The sequence below is a fragment of the Micromonospora sp. NPDC005299 genome (assembly GCF_042872345.1).
Lineage (GTDB): Bacteria > Actinomycetota > Actinomycetes > Mycobacteriales > Micromonosporaceae > Micromonospora.
In genome coordinates this window covers 293,204-309,231 of sequence record NZ_JBIAKG010000004.1, presented here as the reverse complement: position 1 = coordinate 309,231, position 16,028 = coordinate 293,204, and the positions used below count along the sequence as shown (strand labels likewise).

Annotated in this window: 15 protein-coding genes; 10 read left to right on the top strand and 5 right to left on the bottom strand. The window is 73.7% G+C overall.

The window, feature by feature from the left end; all coding sequences use genetic code 11:
• Positions 1 to 288 precede the first annotated feature (288 nt).
• The 4 genes from ACFYPD_RS14520 to ACFYPD_RS14505 all read left to right on the top strand — a co-directional run bounded on the left by ACFYPD_RS14520 (position 289) and on the right by ACFYPD_RS14505 (position 4,160).
• Positions 289 to 1,638: a M16 family metallopeptidase gene (locus ACFYPD_RS14520; RefSeq protein WP_387112955.1), complete on the top strand. Its 1,350-nt coding sequence runs from the start codon at positions 289 to 291 to the stop codon at positions 1,636 to 1,638.
• A 59-nt stretch (positions 1,639 to 1,697) separates the two neighbouring features.
• On the top strand, positions 1,698 to 2,465 hold the full coding sequence (gene dapB / locus ACFYPD_RS14515) for a 4-hydroxy-tetrahydrodipicolinate reductase (protein WP_387112953.1): 768 nt from the start codon (positions 1,698 to 1,700) through the stop codon (positions 2,463 to 2,465).
• 109 nt (positions 2,466 to 2,574) lie between these two features.
• Positions 2,575 to 3,510 carry a helix-turn-helix domain-containing protein gene (locus ACFYPD_RS14510; protein WP_387112951.1) on the top strand — a complete coding sequence of 312 codons (936 nt, stop codon included), beginning with the start codon at positions 2,575 to 2,577 and terminating at the stop codon, positions 3,508 to 3,510.
• A gap of 182 nt (positions 3,511 to 3,692) precedes the next feature.
• Positions 3,693 to 4,160: a GNAT family N-acetyltransferase gene (locus ACFYPD_RS14505; protein ID WP_387112949.1), complete on the top strand. Its 468-nt coding sequence runs from the start codon at positions 3,693 to 3,695 to the stop codon at positions 4,158 to 4,160.
• Between the two features lie 84 nt (positions 4,161 to 4,244).
• On the opposite strand, the gene ACFYPD_RS14500 is transcribed toward ACFYPD_RS14505, so the two are convergent.
• A complete protein-coding gene (locus tag ACFYPD_RS14500) occupies positions 4,245 to 6,338 on the bottom strand; it encodes a glycogen debranching N-terminal domain-containing protein (RefSeq protein ID WP_387112947.1) in 2,094 nt (697 codons plus the stop codon).
• Between the two features lie 159 nt (positions 6,339 to 6,497).
• Here ACFYPD_RS14500 and ACFYPD_RS14495 point away from each other — a divergent pair, with 159 nt between their 5' ends.
• From ACFYPD_RS14495 to ACFYPD_RS14480, 4 genes are all read left to right on the top strand, one after another.
• Complete coding sequence (locus ACFYPD_RS14495) at positions 6,498 to 7,475, top strand: LacI family DNA-binding transcriptional regulator (RefSeq protein WP_387112945.1); 978 nt, start codon at positions 6,498 to 6,500, stop codon at positions 7,473 to 7,475.
• A 25-nt stretch (positions 7,476 to 7,500) separates the two neighbouring features.
• On the top strand, positions 7,501 to 8,748 hold the full coding sequence (locus ACFYPD_RS14490; protein WP_387112943.1) for an extracellular solute-binding protein: 1,248 nt from the start codon (positions 7,501 to 7,503) through the stop codon (positions 8,746 to 8,748).
• A gap of 79 nt (positions 8,749 to 8,827) precedes the next feature.
• Entirely contained in the window at positions 8,828 to 9,946 is a 1,119-nt protein-coding gene (locus ACFYPD_RS14485; RefSeq protein WP_387112942.1) for a carbohydrate ABC transporter permease, read from the top strand.
• A gap of 1 nt (position 9,947) precedes the next feature.
• Entirely contained in the window at positions 9,948 to 10,835 is an 888-nt protein-coding gene (locus ACFYPD_RS14480; protein WP_387112940.1) for a carbohydrate ABC transporter permease, read from the top strand.
• Between the two features lie 46 nt (positions 10,836 to 10,881).
• Here the strand turns inward: ACFYPD_RS14480 and ACFYPD_RS14475 are convergent, their stop codons facing one another.
• The 3 genes from ACFYPD_RS14475 to ACFYPD_RS14465 form a co-directional block, all read right to left on the bottom strand.
• The gene (locus tag ACFYPD_RS14475; RefSeq protein WP_387112938.1) at positions 10,882 to 11,262 is read right to left on the bottom strand and encodes a VOC family protein; all 381 of its coding nucleotides are present in this window, start codon (positions 11,260 to 11,262) and stop codon (positions 10,882 to 10,884) included.
• A gap of 87 nt (positions 11,263 to 11,349) precedes the next feature.
• Positions 11,350 to 12,306 (bottom strand): sigma-70 family RNA polymerase sigma factor, encoded by a 957-nt coding sequence (locus ACFYPD_RS14470; protein WP_387112936.1) that lies wholly within the window; start codon positions 12,304 to 12,306, stop codon positions 11,350 to 11,352.
• Positions 12,307 to 12,343: 37 nt separating this feature from the next.
• On the bottom strand, positions 12,344 to 12,922 hold the full coding sequence (locus ACFYPD_RS14465) for a GNAT family N-acetyltransferase (protein ID WP_387112934.1): 579 nt from the start codon (positions 12,920 to 12,922) through the stop codon (positions 12,344 to 12,346).
• A 35-nt stretch (positions 12,923 to 12,957) separates the two neighbouring features.
• On the opposite strand from ACFYPD_RS14465, the gene ACFYPD_RS14460 reads away from it, so the two are divergent.
• Positions 12,958 to 14,268 carry a glycosyltransferase family 87 protein gene (locus ACFYPD_RS14460; protein WP_387112932.1) on the top strand — a complete coding sequence of 437 codons (1,311 nt, stop codon included), beginning with the start codon at positions 12,958 to 12,960 and terminating at the stop codon, positions 14,266 to 14,268.
• Here ACFYPD_RS14460 and ACFYPD_RS14455 read toward each other — a convergent pair.
• A complete protein-coding gene (locus ACFYPD_RS14455) occupies positions 14,167 to 14,718 on the bottom strand; it encodes a GNAT family N-acetyltransferase (RefSeq protein ID WP_387112930.1) in 552 nt (183 codons plus the stop codon). The genes ACFYPD_RS14460 and ACFYPD_RS14455 overlap by 102 nt on opposite strands.
• Before the next feature lie 78 nt (positions 14,719 to 14,796).
• On the opposite strand from ACFYPD_RS14455, the gene ACFYPD_RS14450 reads away from it, so the two are divergent.
• Positions 14,797 to 16,026, top strand: a complete 1,230-nt coding sequence (locus ACFYPD_RS14450) for a winged helix-turn-helix domain-containing protein (protein WP_387112928.1) — start codon at positions 14,797 to 14,799, stop codon at positions 16,024 to 16,026.
• The last annotated feature ends 2 nt before the right edge of the window (positions 16,027 to 16,028 follow it).

The window sequence follows — 16,028 nt, the reverse complement described above, 5'->3', positions numbered from 1 at the left end:
CGGGGGGGGGGGGGGGGGGGGGGGGGGGGGGGGGGGGGGGCCGGCCGCCGGGGGCCCCCCCCCCGCCACCGGTCACCCCCCCCGGGGGGGGGCCCCCCCCCGGGCGCCCCCCGGCCGGTGACTGCTCCAGCGACGGCTCCAGCTCCGGTGCGGCGTCAGCCCCTGCCGAGCTGGAGCCGTCGGAGCCGTCGCTCGTCACCCACCGCACCACCCACCCCTCGTCGAACTGAGAGCAGGTTCCTCGTGAGTCGGACCCGGCGTTCGTCCTCCCCGGCGGCTCGACGGGGGGTGACGTCGTCCGAGGTCGCGCGCCCCGCGGGTGGAACCGCCCGGGCGATCACCCGGACGCTCAGCGACGACCCGCTGGGCGGCACCGTCCGCCGCACCGTGCTCCCCAGCGGCCTGCGTGTGCTCACCGAGGCGATCCCGGCGATGCGCAGCGTCTCGTTCGGCATCTGGGTGGCGGTCGGCTCCCGCGACGAGACCGGGCCGCAGGCCGGCGCCGCGCACTTCCTGGAGCACCTGCTCTTCAAGGGCACCAACAAGCGCAGCGCGCTGGAGATCTCCTCGGAGATCGAGGCGGTGGGCGGCGAGACCAACGCCTTCACCACCAAGGAATACACCTGCTACTACGCCCGCGTGCTGGACGAGGACCTGCCGCTGGCCATCGACGTCATGTGCGACCTGGTCGCCGACTCGGTGCTGGCCGCCCCCGACGTGGAGACCGAACGCGGGGTCATCCTCGAAGAGATCGCCATGCACGACGACGAGCCCGGCGACGAGGTGCACGACCTCTTCGCCAGCGCCGTCTACGGCGACCACCCCCTCGGCCGGCTGATCTCCGGCACCGAGGAGACGGTCACGCCGATGACCCGGCGGCAGATCCAGAGCTTCTACCGCCGCCGCTACACGGCGCCGCAGATCGTCATCGCCGCCGCCGGCAACCTCGACCACGCCGCCGTGGTCAAGCTGGTCCGGCAGGCGCTGCGCGGCACCCCGCTGGACACCGACCCGGCCGCGCCGGCCTCGCACCGGGCGGCCACCCCGGCGGTACGCACCAAGCCGGCCGCCACCCTGGTCGAGCCGAAGGAGACCGAGCAGGCGCACGTCATCCTCGGCTGCCCCGGCATCGACCGCACCGACGAGCGGCGCTTCGCCCTCGGGGTGCTCAACAACGTGCTCGGCGGCGGCATGTCCAGCCGGCTGTTCCAGGAGATCCGCGAGCAGCGCGGCCTGGCCTACTCGGTCTACTCCTACGCCAGCCAGTACGCCGACAGCGGCCTGTTCGCCGTCTACGCCGGCTGCGCGCCGGGCAAGGTGGACGAGGTGCTGGACCTGACCAGGGCCGAGCTGGCCCGGGTGGCCGCCACGGGGATCACGGCGGCCGAGCTGGCCCGGGGCAAGGGGATGAGCAAGGGCTCCTTCGTCCTCGGTCTGGAGGACACCGGCTCCCGGATGAGCCGGCTGGCCAAGGGCGAGCTGCTCTACGGCAACCTCATGCCGGTCGACGAGCTGCTGACCCGGGTCGACGCGGTCACCCTGGACGATGTCAACGGCCTGGCCGCCGAGCTGCTCGCCCGGCCGATGTCCCTCGCCGTGGTGGGCCCGTTCGACGAGTCCGCCTTCGCCGCGCGCTGACCGTCCCGGTCCCCGGTCCCTGAGGGTGGCCGCGTCCCGATTGGGATAGGTTGTGCCCCGTGACTGACGAGCAGGAGAAGACCCCGGCCGAGGCCGTCCGGGTCGGCGTGCTGGGCGCCCGCGGCCGGATGGGCATGGAGGTCTGCAAGGCCGTCGACGCGGCCGGCGACCTGGACCTGGTGGCGATGGTCGACCAGGGCGACGGCCTCTCCGCCGCCTCCGGGGCCGAGGTGGTCGTCGACTTCACCACCCCCGATGTCGTCATGGACAACCTGCACTGGTGCATCGACCATGGCATCAACGCCGTGGTCGGCACCACCGGGTTCACCGAGCAGCGGCTGGAGCAGGTGCGCGGCTGGCTGGCCGGCAGGCCCGGCGTCGGGGTGGTGATCGCCCCCAACTTCGGCATCGGCGCGGTGCTGATGATGCAGTTCGCCGCCCGCGCGGCCCGGCACTTCGAGTCGGTCGAGATCATCGAGCAGCACCACCCGCGCAAGCTGGACGCGCCCAGCGGCACCGCCACCCACACGGCCCGGCTCATCGCGCAGGCCCGCGCCGAGGCCGGGCTCGGCCCCACGCCGGACGCCACCAAGGACGAGGTGCCCGGCGCCCGCGGCGCCGAGATCGACGGGGTCCGCGTCCACGCGGTCCGCGCCACCGGTCTGGTCGCCCACCAGGAGGTGCTCTTCGGCACCACCGGCGAGACGCTGACCATCCGGCACGACTCGTACGACCGGGCCTCGTTCATGTCCGGCGTGCTGCTGGCGGTGCGCGAGGTGCGCCGCCGGCCGGGACTCACCGTGGGCCTGGACGCCCTGCTCGACTGACTCCCGGCGTACCCGCGGCCGGCCGTATCCCTGACGGCGGCCGGTCCGAGGGCGCGGGTGCGCAACGGCGATCAAGCGGCGCGGCCCTGGGCGGGTGCAGGCTGTGCACATGACCCAGACGGACGGACTCACCGGCCTTCTCGACTGGCTCCAGGAAGCACTGGACGACCCGGAGGCCGGGCCGGCGAACCTGGCCGCCCGGGCCCACCTGTCCCGGTTCCACTTCGACCGGCTGGTCGCCGCGGCCACCGGGGAACCGCCAGGCGCGTTGCGCCGCCGCCTGCTCCTGGAGCGCGCCGCGCACCGGCTCACCACCAGCGACCGGACCGTCCTCGACATCGCCGTCGAGGCCGGATACGGCTCGCACGAGGCGTTCACCCGCGCCTTCCAGCGGTCGTACGGCATCGCCCCGACCGCGGTCCGGCGGCGCCCGCCGCTGACCTTCCGCGAGCTGGAGCTGTCCTGCCCCAGCGGCGTCCACTTCCAACCGCCCGGCGGCCTGCGGCTGCCCGCGGCACGTCAGGAGACTCCGATGAACGTTCTCCAACACCTCGTCGACCACCACGTCCAGACCCTCACCGCGATCATCGAGCGTGCGGGCAGCCTCGGCGACGAGGTGCTCGACCAGCCCGTCACCGTGTCCGTGGAGACCATCGACGAGCGGCCGACGCTCCGCTCGCTGATCAACGCCATGGTCACCCAGGAGGAGCACTGGCTCTCGGCGCTGCGCGGCGGCGAGTGGCCCGACGAGAGCGACCGGTCGGTGTCCGGGCTGGCCGCCCGCCACGCGGTCGCCGGCCGCGACTGGCGGGCCTTCGTGGCCCGGACGCTCTCCGCCGGCACGCTGGCGGACACCTTCGTGGACACCACCTGCACGCCGCCGACCAGCCACACCCTGGGCGGCACCATCGGCCACGTGATCACCTTCGCCGCCGTGCGCCGCACCCTGGCCATCGGCGCCCTGCACAGCGCCGGGGTCACCGACCTCGGCGCCGGCGACCCGCGCCCGTACCTGGACGCCGCCGCGACCACGTCCGCCGGCTGACGGGGCTGCCGGCACGTCGCTCCGGCTCGACGAGGTGGCGGTGTCCGCGGGCGTCGGACACCGCCACCTCGGCGGTGAGCTGGAGTCGATCATGTCGGTGAGTCGGCCGCTGGGGTGCGGTGGTGCTGTGGCTCCGGCGAAAGCGATGGCCCGGTCGGCGGGCCGGCCCTAGGCTGACGGCCATGATCGATTCCGGGCTGCGTGACCGCGCCGGCCGCCGGGTGACCCTGCGGCCGCTGGACGACGACAACTGGCGGGCGGTGGCCGACGTCGCTCCCCGCGACGACCAGCGCGGCTTCGTGCCGGCGCTGGCGGCCCGCTACCTGGTGCTGACCATGCGCTCGGACGTGTGGACCTCGCTCGCCGTCTACGCGGACGAGACGGTGGTCGGGCACGTCATGTGGGGCGTGGACGACGACGGCTCCCGCTGGATCGGCGGCATGGTGATCGACGCCGCCGAACAGGACCGTGGCGTCGGCCGCGCCGCCGTGAAGACCCTCACCGACTGGCTGGCCGAGGCGGGCCACCCGGTCCGCCTCACCTACCACCCCGACAACACCCCCGCCGCCACCCTCTACCGCTCGCTGGGCTTCCACCCCACCGGCGCCACGGAGGACGACGAACTGATCGCCGAACTCATCCGGGCCTGACCCGCCCACCGCGGTGATCATGAAGTTGTTGTCACCGGTCACGGCGTGTCGTGACAACAACTTCATGATCAACCGCGGGGGTGGTCAGGCGGGGGAGTGCGTGGGGGCGCCGCGTTGGGTGGGGATCGTCAGGGACCTGGGGAGGTCGGTCACGGTGGGGTGGCCGGTGTGGTCGACCGTGACCGTGACCGGGGTGCCGGCGATCCGCAGGCCGTCCGCCGCGAGCGCGCCGAGTTCGGGGCCGGCCAGGGGACGGAGGTCGACGCGGCCGGCGGGCACGTCGGGGTAGAGGCCGAGGCCGGCCTGGAGGAGCAGCACGGCGGTCGCCGCCGACCAGGCCTGCGGGTGGCACGCCGCCGGGTACGGCACCGGCCGGCCGAGCGCCGTCCGGTCGTCCCCGCCGTACAGCTCGGGGAGGCGGTAGTCGAACGCCTCGGCGGCCGTCAGCAGGCCGTCGGCGAGCCGGAGCGCCGCCGCACGGTGGCCGGCCCGGGCCAGCCCGCCGAGCACGATTGCGGTGTCATGGGCCCAGATCGACCCGCAGTGGTAGGACAGCGGGCTGAACCCGGCGTCGTCGGTGGACATGGTCCGCAACCCGAAGCCGCCGGCCAGGGCCTCGGTCGAGAGCAGCGCGGCGACCTGCGCCGACTCGGCGTCGGAGAGCAGTCCGGTGCCGAGCAGGTGGCCGATGTTGCTGGTCAGCGAGTCCACCGGGCGCTTGTCCCGGTCGAGCGCCAGGGCGGGCTGCGGGCCGTACGGGCCGTCGACCCAGAACGCGGCACGGAACCGGGTGGCGAGCCGGTCGGCGTACCCGCGCCAGCGGTCGGCGCCGGGGCGGCCGAAGGCGTCGAGCAGGTCGGCCCCGTTCACCGCGGCCTGGTACGCGTACCCCTGCACCTCGGCCAGCACGATGGGTGGCGCGGCCAGCCGGCCGTCCCGGAAGCGCACCGCGTCGCCGGAGTCCTTCCAGCCCTGGTTGGCCAGGCCGTGGCCGGTGGAGTCGGCGTACTCGACGAAGCCGTCGCCGTCGGCGTCGGCGTGCTCGTCGAGCCAGCCGAGCGCCGCCTCCAGGTGGGGGAGCAGCGGTTCGACCTGGTCGGCGGGTAGCCCCCACCGCCAGGCGTCGTGCAGCAGCCCGATCCAGAGCATGGTCGCGTCGACCGTGCCGTAGTAGGCGGGCGGCAGCCGCAGCCCCTCGTCCAGGGCGAACTCGTGCCGGCGCAGCTCGTGCAGGATCTTGCCGGGGGCCTCGCCGGTGGCCGGGTCGACCCGGGTGCCCTGCCGGCGGGCCAGCACGCGCAACGTGCCGGCGGCCAGGTCGGTGCCGAGCGGCAGCATCATCCGGGCGGCCCAGAGGCTGTCCCGGCCGAAGAGGGTGAGGAACCAGGGCACGCCGGCGCCGAGGAAGACGTCCTCCGGGTGGGCCGGCTCGGCCAGGCGCAGCCCGCGCAGGTCGGCGAGGGCGCGGTCGAGGAGCCGGACCAGGCGGCGGTCGTCGGCGCGTACGGCCGGCTCGGACCAGCCGGGGCCGGGCGGGGCGGCGGTCACCACCGCCTTCGGGTCGGTGACGGCCAGCCGCCAGCGCAGCGTCACGGACTCGCCGGGGGCGAGCGTGACCGGCCAGCTCAGCCGGGGTGCGGTGGCCCGGTCGCCGGCGGTGTCGACGGTGGCCGCCTCGCCGGTGACGGTCACGGTGAGCCCCTCGGCGGCCCACTGGACCCGGCCCGGCTCGCCGGCCTTCGCCTCCAGCGGTGCGCCGCTCCCGCCGGACTTGACCAGCTCGATCGGGGCGAGGTCGCAGCCGAGGTCGACGCTGACCGTGGTGCGGACCGGGTCGGCGGCGGTGGACGAGACGACGAGTTCCTCGGTGACGCCGTGCGGGCCGGCCTGCCGGGTGCGGTCGACCCGCACGGTCGGGTCGGGGGTGGGGTCACCGAGCCAGCGGGCCAGGGCGACGAAGCGGGCGCCGTGCGGCCCGGCCGCCCCGCGGGTCAGCGCTTCCGGCTCCCGATCGTCGAGGCGCAGCTCGGCGCGGGAGAGCACCCGGGCGTCGGCGTGGAACACGCCCTGGACGCCGTGCGGCCGGATCTGGCCCGCCGCGTCGCCCAGCGCGCTGGTGGGGGCGTGCACCACGCCGACCAGGTCGTGCAGCAGCGGTTGCAGGTAGCGTTCGGACAAGGGGAACTCCCGGTGCTGATCGGTGGGCCGGCGACGTCTTGACAGATGGCTCCGGCCGGTGCCAAAGTGCGAAACATTCCAGAAACTTTGAACGATCTAATCGTGCCTCATCGGAGTTGGATCGTTCAAGGCGGCGAGAGGGATCTAGTGGCTGAAAAGGTGACCATCGCGACGGTGGCCCGGCATGCCCAGGTGAGCCGGCAGACGGTCTCCAACGTGCTGAACGCGCCGCACATCGTCCGCGAGGAGACCCGGCGGCGGGTGCAGGAGGCGATCAGCGCGCTCGGCTACCGGGCCAATCAGGCCGCCCGGCAGATGCGGACCGGCCGCTCCCGCCTCATCGCCGTCCGCATCGAGCCCACCCGCGACGGGATCAACGGCTCGGTGCTCGACCGGTTCCTGCACGGGCTCACCGAGACCGCCGACGCCGCCGGCTACCGGGTCATGCTCTACACGGCCCCCGACGACGACCAGGAGATCGCCACCTACGACGACCTGCTCGGCGCGTACGACCTGGACGCGTTCGTGCTCACCGGCACGAAGCATGGCGACCCGCGCACCGCGTGGCTGGCCGAGCGCGAGGTGCCGTTCGTGACCTTCGGCCGGCCCTGGGACGCCCTCGACGGGCACCCGTGGGTCGACGTGGACGGCGCCGCCGGCACCGCCCAGGTCACCCGGCACCTGCTCGACACCGGCCACCACCGGATCGCCTTCCTCGGCTGGCCGGCCGGCTCCGGCGTCGGCGACGACCGGTGCGCCGGCTGGCGTACCACCATGACGGCGGCCGGCCACGACGTGGCCGGCCTGCGCCGGGAGAGCGAGGACGGCATCGCCGAGGGCGAGCGGGAGTTGCGCCGCCTGCTCGCCCGCGACGCGCCGCCGACCGCGGTGGTCTGCGCCAGCGACTCGCTCGCCCTCGGCGCGCTCCAGGCCGCGCGCGACGCGGCCGCACCGGTCGCCGTGGTCGGCTTCGACGACACCCCGGTGGCCGCCGCGGTCGGGCTGAGCAGCGTCAGCCAGCCACTGTCCGCGGCCGCCGCCCGCTGTGTCGACCTGCTCACCACTCTGCTCGACGGCCAGCCCACCGACCACCGTGTGCTGCTCACTCCCACGCTGGTGCTCCGGCACACGGCGTGACCACATCCCCCATCAGGAGAGTCAGATGACACCTCGCACCCTCACCCGGGCGGCGGTGGCCGGCTTCGCCGCCGTCGCCCTGTTCGGCTCCGCCGCGTGCGGCAGCGGCTTCGACGACTCCGCGAGCGACACCAAGCAGTCCAGCGGCCCGGCCAGCCTGCAGATCCTGATCGGCTCGTCCGGCGAGGCCGAGACCAAGGCGGTGCAGGACGCGGCCGCCAAGTGGGCCTCGTCCGGCGGCAACACCGCCACCGTCACCCCGGCCCAGGACCTCACCCAGCAGCTCGGCCAGGGCCTGGCCGGCGGCACCCCGCCGGACGTCTTCTATGTCGACGCGACCCGCTTCGCCGACTACGCCAGCGTCGGCGCGCTGGAGCCGTACGGCGACAAGATCAGCAACAAGGACGACTTCTACGAGGGCCTGCGCACCACGTTCACCTACGACGGCAAGCTCTACTGCGCGCCGAAGGACTTCTCCACCCTCGCCCTGGAGATCAACACCGACCTGTGGGCGAAGGCCGGCCTGACCGACGCCGACGTGCCGACCACCTGGGACCAGCTCACCGCCGTCAGCCAGAAGATCAAGGCGAAGAAGATGGTGGCGCTCGCCCTCGGCGACACCCGCGACCGGATCGGCGCCTTCATGGTGCAGAACGGCGGCTGGCTGATGAGCAAGGACGGCAAGCAGCCCACCGCCGACACCCCGGAGAACCTCCAGGCCCTCCAGTACGTCAAGTCCCTGCTCACCAACGGGTACGCGAAGTTCCCGAAGCAGCTCGACGCCGGCTGGTCCGGGGAGGCGTTCGGCAAGGGCAAGGCCGTGATGACCATCGAGGGCAACTGGATCAAGGGCGCCCTGCAGAACGACTTCCCGAACGTGAAGTACAAGGTCGTGCCGCTGCCGGCCGGCCCGAAGGGGCAGGGCACCCTCTCCTTCACCCAGTGCTGGGGCATCGCCGCCAAGTCGAAGTTCAAGGACCAGGCGATCAAGTTCGTCGAGGCGATGACCGCGGGCGACCAGCAGGTGACCTTCGCCAAGGCGTTCGGCGTCATGCCGTCGCGGCAGTCCGTCCGCGACCAGTACACCGGCGCCTTCCCGGCGGACAAGCCGTTCATCGACGCCGTTGCGTACGCCCAGGGCCCGGTCAACGCCCCGAAGATGGACAGCGTCCTGCGCGACCTGGAGGCGGGCCTCCAGGGGCTGAGCACCGGTGACCCGAAGACGATCCTGACCAACTTCGACAAGAACGCCAAGGCGGCGCTCGGCGGCTGACGTGCAAGGAGGGGGCCCTTGTCAACAGACGGGTGAAAAGGGTCCCCTCCTTTCACCCCCGACCGAAGGGAGGGAAGAGATGGCAACCGAAGCGCTGCGCGCCGCGGCGACCACGCCGGCGAAGCCGCCACGTCGTCGCGGCGGCGGCATCCGCGGCAACGAGAACATCGCCGGCTGGCTCTTCGTCGCGCCGGTGATCCTGATCCTCGGGCTCTTCCTGCTGCTGCCGATCCTGATGGCGCTCTGGGTGAGCCTCACCGACTGGAACGGCCAGGGCAGCCCGTTCACCGGCGACGTGCCGTTCGTGGGCGGTGACAACTACACCCGGCTGTTCACCGAGGACGGGCTCGACCGCCGGGACTTCATGACCAGCATCCGCAACAACATGTACTACGTGGGCATCGTCGTGCCGGTGCAGACCGCGCTCGCCCTCGGCCTCGCCCTCGTGGTCAACAACCGGATGCTCAAGGGCAAGGGCTTCTTCCGCAGCGCCTTCTACTTCCCCTCGGTCACCAGCTCGGTCGCGATCAGCGTGGTGTTCCTGTTCCTGTTCGCCAACTCCGGCGCGGTCAACAAGCTGCTCGGCCTCCTCGGGATCAACGGGCCGGAGTGGTTCGCCGACTCCCGGGGCGTGCTGCACCTGCTGTTCGGCGCCGTCGGGGTGGACACCCCGCCCGGCGCGCTCACCTCCGGCGGCCCGCTCGGGCTGACCTGGTGGGACTGGCTCTCCGGGCCGAGCGTGGCCATGGTCTCGATCATCAGCCTGGTCATCTGGACCACCTCGGGCACCTTCATGCTGATGTTCCTGGCCGCGTTGCAGAACGTCCCGGTGGCCCTCGACGAGGCGAGCACCCTCGACGGGGCGACCCGCTGGCAGCGCTTCCGCCACGTCACCCTGCCGCTGATCAAGCCGACCACCTTCCTGGTGCTCACCCTCGGCCTGATCGGCTCCTGGCAGGTCTTCGACCAGGTGTACGTGATGAGCCAGGGTGACCCGGCCAAGACCACGCTCACCCCGGCGTACCTGTCCTACCGGACCGCCTTCCGGGACTTCGACTACGGCTCCGGGGCGGCCATCTCGTTCGTGCTGTTCCTGATCATCATCCTGCTCACCCTGCTCCAGCGCCGGGTGATGGCCGACCGGGACGAGCCCCGGCGGGCCCGGTGGTGGCGGCGACGCGTACCGGAGGGGTCCTGACATGGCCGTGCTCACCGACCGGCCGGCGGCGCCCGTCGTGCGCCGCGCCGACCGCGGGCCGCGCGCCCGGGTCAACCGCATCCTCGGGTACGCGGTCCTGATCGCCTTCGGGCTGGTCTTCCTCTACCCGTTCGTCATCCAGCTCGGCAACTCGCTCAAGACCGAGCCGGACGCGGCGGCGAACCCGCTCTCGCCGATCCCCGACCCGCTGACCCTGGCCGGCGTCGAACGGATCTTCGCGGGCACCAACTTCCCGCTGTGGCTCGGCAACTCGCTGCTGGTCACCGTGCTGGTCACCCTCGGCCGGGTCTTCTTCGACTCGCTCGCCGGCTACGCGCTGGCGCGGCTGCGCTTCCGGGGCCGGGCCGGGCTGTTCGCCGCGATCATCGCGGTGATGGCGGTGCCCGGCGTGGTGCTGCTCATCCCGAAGTTCCTGGTGCTCAAGCAGCTCGGCCTCTACGACAGCTACGCGGGCCTGGTGGTGCCGCTGCTCGCCGACGCGGCCGGGGTCTTCATCATGAAGCAGTTCTTCGAGTCGGTGCCGGTCAGCGTCGAGGAGGCGGCCCGGATCGACGGCGCCGGCGTGTTCCGCACCTTCTGGTCGGTGGTGCTGCCGATGGCCCGGCCGGCGCTGATCACACTGACCATCCTGTCGTTCCAGGGCTCCTGGAACGAATTCCCGCACAGCCTGGTCTCGGTGCAGGACCCCCACCTGTTCACCCTGCCCCGAGGGCTGGCCGACCTGGTCAGCGGGTCGCTCGGCAAGGGCACCCAGTATCCGCTCAAGCTGGGCGCCGCGCTGCTCGCCACCATCCCGGTGGCGGTGCTCTTCGTGATCTTCCAGCGCTACTTCGTGCGTGGCGCGAACGAGGGCGCCGACAAGGGCTGACCGTTGGCCGGCGGTCCCGCCCCGTGCCGGGACCGCCGCCCCCGGTTCAGCCCTCCTGGAGCACCGAGAACACGTTGCCGGCCGGGTCGGTGAACCAGGCGATCGACGGGCCGTTGCCCCGCATGACGCCCTTGTCGTCCTGCGGCATGCCCTCGTAGCGCTCGAACCGCACCCCGCGCGACACCAACTCGTCCACCGCCCGGTCGATGTCGGGGACCGGGAAGTTGAGCACCGTGTAGGTGGCCGGCCGGTGGTCGGGCTTCGGGTAGACCAGCACCGGCCGGTCCCCGGCCAGGTGCAGGGTCAGCAGCCCGCCCATCGCGTCGTCCCGGGACACCCGCAACCCCAGGACGTCGGTGTAGAACCGCTCCGCGCGGTCCGGGTCGTCCACCGAGAACCCGCTGAACGCCTTCGTGTCCCTGAACATGACCCGCTCCTCACTCCGGCGGTGCGCCCCGCCTCCGTCGTGCCTACCAGGGGTGGACGGCGCGCGGGGCGCAAACTCATCGGCGCGTCACGGATCGAGCCGGGCCGGCAGCCCGAAGCGCGGGAAGAGCCGGGGCTCCAGAAAGTGGGTGAGCCGGGCGATCCGACCTTCGGCGCACTCCAGCACGGTGATCGAGAAGGCCCGGTGGCCGCCGGCCGGGTCGACCCGGTATTGCGCCAGGGCCGGGGCGCCGTTCGCGGCCACCCGCACCAGTCGGGAGCCCCGGCAGCCGGCGCCCGGCCCGCTCAGCCAGCGGCCGATGTCCGCGGCGCCGCGCAGCCACATGCGGTAGGGCGGCATGCTCTGCACGGCGTCCGCGCGCAGCAGCGCCACCAGGGCGTCGACGTCGTAGCGGGCGAAGGCGTCCACGTAGCGGTCGAGCAGGTCGCGGTCGACCGGGTCGAGATCCGGCCCGACGCGCCGCTCGGCGCGCACCCCGGCCAGGGTCGCCCGGGCCCGCTGGAGCGCGCTGTTGACCGCCGGCACCGTGGCGTCGAGCAGGTCGGCGACCTCGTCGGCGCGCCAGCGCAGCACGTCCCGCAGGATCAGCACGGCGCGCTGCCGGGCCGGCAGGTGCTGGAGCGCGGCCACGAACGCCAGCCGCACCGACTCCCGGGCCACCGCCAGCTCCGCCGGGTCGGCCGGGAGCACCGCCGTGTCCGGCACCGGCTCGACCCAGTCACCGGCCGGCGAGCCGAGCGACGCGGCCACCGGCGCGGCCGGGCCGTCCAGGTCGACCGGCAGGGCCCGCCGGCCGCGCCCGCGCAGCAGGTCCAGGCACACGTTGGTGGCGATCCGGTAGAGCCAGGTGCGCAGGCTGGACCGGCCGTCGAAGCCGTCCCGGCCGCGCCACGCCCGCAGCAGGGTCTCCTGGACCGCGTCCTCGGCGTCGAACACCGAGCCGAGCATCCGGTACGCGTAGCCGGTCAGCTCGACCCGGAACGGCTCCAGGTCGGTGGTCGCGGGCGCCGGTGCGGTCGTCATGCCGCCAACGGTAGGCGGTACCCCCGACAGCGCGTACTCAGGAAGCGGTCGGCTCGGCGGGGACGCCGACGTGCAGGCGGACCTGGGGGACCAGCATGTCGTCCACGTCCAGCGCGCGGCCCGCGCCGTCCGGCTCCCAGCCGGTCGAGGTGAGGAACTTCCGGGTCGCCGCGTCGGCGTCGAACGTCCAGGCCACCGCGCGGGCGAAGCCGTCGGACCGCCAGTGGTCCACCATGGCGGCGAGCAGCCGGCTGCCGTGCCCGCGCCGGCCCCAGCGCGGCTCGACCAGCAGGTCGGTCACGGCCGCCACGCCGTCGGCGAGGGCCTCGGCCGGCTCGCCCGGCGCGAGCGCCTCGGCGTCGGCCGGACCGGAGGCGGCGAACCCCACCAGATACGATTGCTCGGCCTGTTCGACGGCGACCAGCACGCGGTGCGCGCCCGAGGGCGGCTCCTGCACCGCGGCGCTCCACCGCCGGGCGAGGTACGCCTCGTCCAGGTTGTCGAGCACGTGCCGGGGCAGGATCCGGCGGTACGCGGCCCGCCAGGTGGCGAGCTGGAGGCGTGCGATCTCGCCGGCGTCCTCCGGACGCGCGGGGCGGACGTACCCGAGAGCCATGGCACGTGAGCCTACGCAGGGCGAGGAGGGCGACGGTGGCGCAGGGTGCCAGGCGGACGATCGCGCAGGTCGTCGCCGTGGTGGCGCTTGCCGGGGCGGTGACCGCCTTCCTGTCCGTGGCGGCCGTGCGGCACGGCTTCTTCGACCTCAAGGTCTACTACGGCGCGCTGACCTTCTGGGTGCACGACGGCGGGGAGATCTACGACTTCCTCAAGGGCGGCACGCAGTACGGCTTCACCTACCCGCCGTTCGCCGCGCTGGTCATGCTGCCGATGGCGTACCTGCCGTGGCCGGCCGCGATCACGGTCAGCGTGGCCGCCACCGTGGTGGTCAGCGCGGTGGTGATCTGGTGGCTGCTCGACCCGGTCGCCCGCCGCGCCGGCTGGACCCGCTGGTTCGTCCTCGCGGTGGCGCTCTGCCTGGCCGCCGCGTACGAGCCCATGCGCGAGACGGTCAACTTCGGTCAGGTCAACATGCTGCTGCTGTTCCTCGTGGCGGTGGACCTGCTCCGGCTGCTGCCGGCGCGCAACCGGTGGGCCGGGGTGGGCATCGGGCTGGCCACCGCGATCAAGCTGACCCCGGGCATCTTCATCGTCTACCTGCTGGTCACCGGCCGCTGGCGGGCGGCGCTCACCGCCATCGGCGCGGCGGCCGCGGCGACCCTGGGGGCCGCCGCGCTCTTCCCCGACGCCTCCCGGGAGTTCTGGACCGAGGCGCTGTGGAACACCGACCGGGTGGGCGAGCTGGCCTTCGTCTCCAACCAGTCGCTGCGCGGGGTGGTGGCCCGGCTCCACCCGGAACACCCGAGCACCGTCGCCTGGCTGGCGCTGGTCCTCGCCACCCTGGTCGTCTGGGGCTGGCGTTCCCGGGCCGCGGTGGCCACCGGCGACGAGGCCACCGGCCTGGCGCTGACCGGCGCCACCATGTGCCTGGTCAGCCCGGTGACCTGGGTGCACCACCTGGTCTGGCTGCTGCCGGGGCTGATCCTGCTGGTCGACAACGGCATGGCGGCGCCCGCCCGCAGCCGCCGGCGCCGCCTGCTGCTGGCCGCCGCGCTCATCGGGTACGCCTTCCTCATCAGCCGGATCGTCTGGGCCTGGGAGAAGGACTTCACCGGCGTCGACGGGTTCCTGGGCAGCAACACCTACGTCTGGATCAGCCTCGCGCTGCTGCTCGCCCTGCCGATCCGCCGCTGGGCCACGCCGGCCGGCGGCGGTCCCGCCGATCGGGGCGGGCCGGCCGGGTCAGCCGTCGAGCCGGGCGGTGTAGCGCAGCTCCCGGAGCCGGACCGGGTCCCGCCCGCCGTGCAGCGGCACCGCGTAGGTCGACTCCTCCCCGTCCGCTGACAGCCCGGCCCGCTCGTAGAAGCGGCGGGCCCGGGCGTTGTCGGCGAGCACCCAGAGCCGGTACTCCGGGAAGCCCCGCTCCGCGAGGCCGGCCCGGGCCGCCGTGAGCAGTGCCTGACCGGTCCCGCTGCCCCACCGGGCCGGGTCCAGGTAGACCGCCAGGATCTCGCCGTACGCCGGGTCGAGGTCGCCGCGGTCCTGGTTGTTCCGGTACGGCCCGAAGGTGGTGAACCCCTCGATCGTGCCGTCGACCTCGGTGACCAGCGTGGTGAACGGGTGCTCCGGGTCGGCCGTGCCGAGATCCCGGCGACGCTGGGCCCAGGCGAGCGGGTTCAGCCGGTCGAGCACCTCGGCCGGCATGATCCCGGCGTACCCGGCCTGCCAGCCGCGGATGTGCACCCGGGCGATCGCCTCGGCGTCGTCCGGTTCCTCCCGGCGGATGGTGCGCATCCGTCCGTTCTATTCCGCGCCGGGCGATCGGTCCAGCCGCCGCACCCGTGTCGTACCGCTGGAATAAGGTCACCGACGATGGCCGTACCGGAATCGCTCTCCCTCGCCCAGGCCCGCCGGATCGCCCTGGCCGCCCAGGGTTTCGCCGACCCGGGGCCCACCGGCGTGCCCACCCGCCGGCACCTGCGCCGGGTGCTCGACCGGGTCGGGCTGATCCAGATGGACTCGGTCAACGTCCTGCAACGCGCGCACTACCTGCCGCTCTACAGCCGGCTCGGGCCCTACCCCACCACCCTGCTCGACACGGCCGCCTACCGGCGCCCCCGCGACCTGTTCGAATACTGGGCGCACGAGGCGTCGCTGGTCCCGGTGGGGCTGCACGCGGCGCTGCGCTGGCGGATGGCCAAGGCCCACGACGAGGCCTGGGGTGGGATGCGCCGGATCGCCCAGGAGCAGCCCGAGCTGGTCGCCTGGGTGCGCGACGAGGTGGCTGCCCGGGGCCCGCTCACCGCCGCCGAGATCGAGCACGACGCGCCCCGGGAGACCGGCAACTGGGGGTGGAACTGGTCCACGGTCAAGCGGGCGCTGGAGTTCCTGTTCTGGGCCGGCGAGGTCACCGCCGCCGACCGCACCACCTCGTTCGCCCGCCGCTACGACCTGCCCGAGCGGGTGCTGCCGTCCGCCGTGCTGGACGCGCCCACGCCTAGCGACGCCGACGCCCACCGCGCGCTGGTGGCGATCGCCGCCCGCTCGCTGGGCGTCGCCGCCGAGCCGGAGCTGCGCGACTACTTCCGGCTGCCGGTGGCCGGCGCCCGGCAGGCGATCGCCGAACTCGTCGAGGCGGGCGAGCTGACCCCGGTCACCGTGGCGGGCTGGCGGCAGCCGGCCTACCTGCACGCCCAGGCGCGGCTGCCCCGCTGGGTGCGCGGCAACACGCTGGTCAGCCCGTTCGACCCGCTGGTCTGGGAACGGGCGCGCACCGAGCGGCTCTTCGACTTCACCTACCGCATCGAGATCTACGTGCCCGCGCCGCAGCGGGTCTACGGCTACTACGTGCTCCCCTTCCTCCAGGGCGAGCGGTTCACCGCCCGGGTCGACCTCAAGGCCGACCGGAAGGCCGGGGTGCTGCTGGTGCCGGCCGCCTGGGTCGAGCCGGGCGCCGACCCGGGGGAGACCGCGGTGGCGCTCGCCGCCGAGCTCTACCGGCTGGCCGGCTGGCTCGGCCTGGACGCGGTCGCCCCGCCCGCCGCCGGCGACCTGGCCGCCCCGCTGGCCGCCGCCCTGGTGGGTGTGGCGGGTGTACGGTGAGC

Excerpts from the sequence above, each read along its gene's own strand:
- ACFYPD_RS14510 (WP_387112951.1), top strand. The coding sequence starts at position 2,575 with ATGACCCAGACGGACGGACTCACCGGCCTTCTCGACTGGCTCCAGGAA.
- ACFYPD_RS14505 (WP_387112949.1), top strand. The coding sequence starts at position 3,693 with ATGATCGATTCCGGGCTGCGTGACCGCGCCGGCCGCCGGGTGACCCTG.
- ACFYPD_RS14490 (WP_387112943.1), top strand. The coding sequence starts at position 7,501 with ATGACACCTCGCACCCTCACCCGGGCGGCGGTGGCCGGCTTCGCCGCC.
- ACFYPD_RS14485 (WP_387112942.1), top strand. The coding sequence starts at position 8,828 with ATGGCAACCGAAGCGCTGCGCGCCGCGGCGACCACGCCGGCGAAGCCG.
- ACFYPD_RS14480 (WP_387112940.1), top strand. The coding sequence starts at position 9,948 with ATGGCCGTGCTCACCGACCGGCCGGCGGCGCCCGTCGTGCGCCGCGCC.
- ACFYPD_RS14475 (WP_387112938.1), bottom strand. The coding sequence starts at position 11,262 with ATGTTCAGGGACACGAAGGCGTTCAGCGGGTTCTCGGTGGACGACCCG.
- ACFYPD_RS14470 (WP_387112936.1), bottom strand. The coding sequence starts at position 12,306 with ATGACGACCGCACCGGCGCCCGCGACCACCGACCTGGAGCCGTTCCGG.
- ACFYPD_RS14465 (WP_387112934.1), bottom strand. The coding sequence starts at position 12,922 with ATGGCTCTCGGGTACGTCCGCCCCGCGCGTCCGGAGGACGCCGGCGAG.
- ACFYPD_RS14455 (WP_387112930.1), bottom strand. The coding sequence starts at position 14,718 with ATGCGCACCATCCGCCGGGAGGAACCGGACGACGCCGAGGCGATCGCC.
- ACFYPD_RS14450 (WP_387112928.1), top strand. The coding sequence starts at position 14,797 with ATGGCCGTACCGGAATCGCTCTCCCTCGCCCAGGCCCGCCGGATCGCC.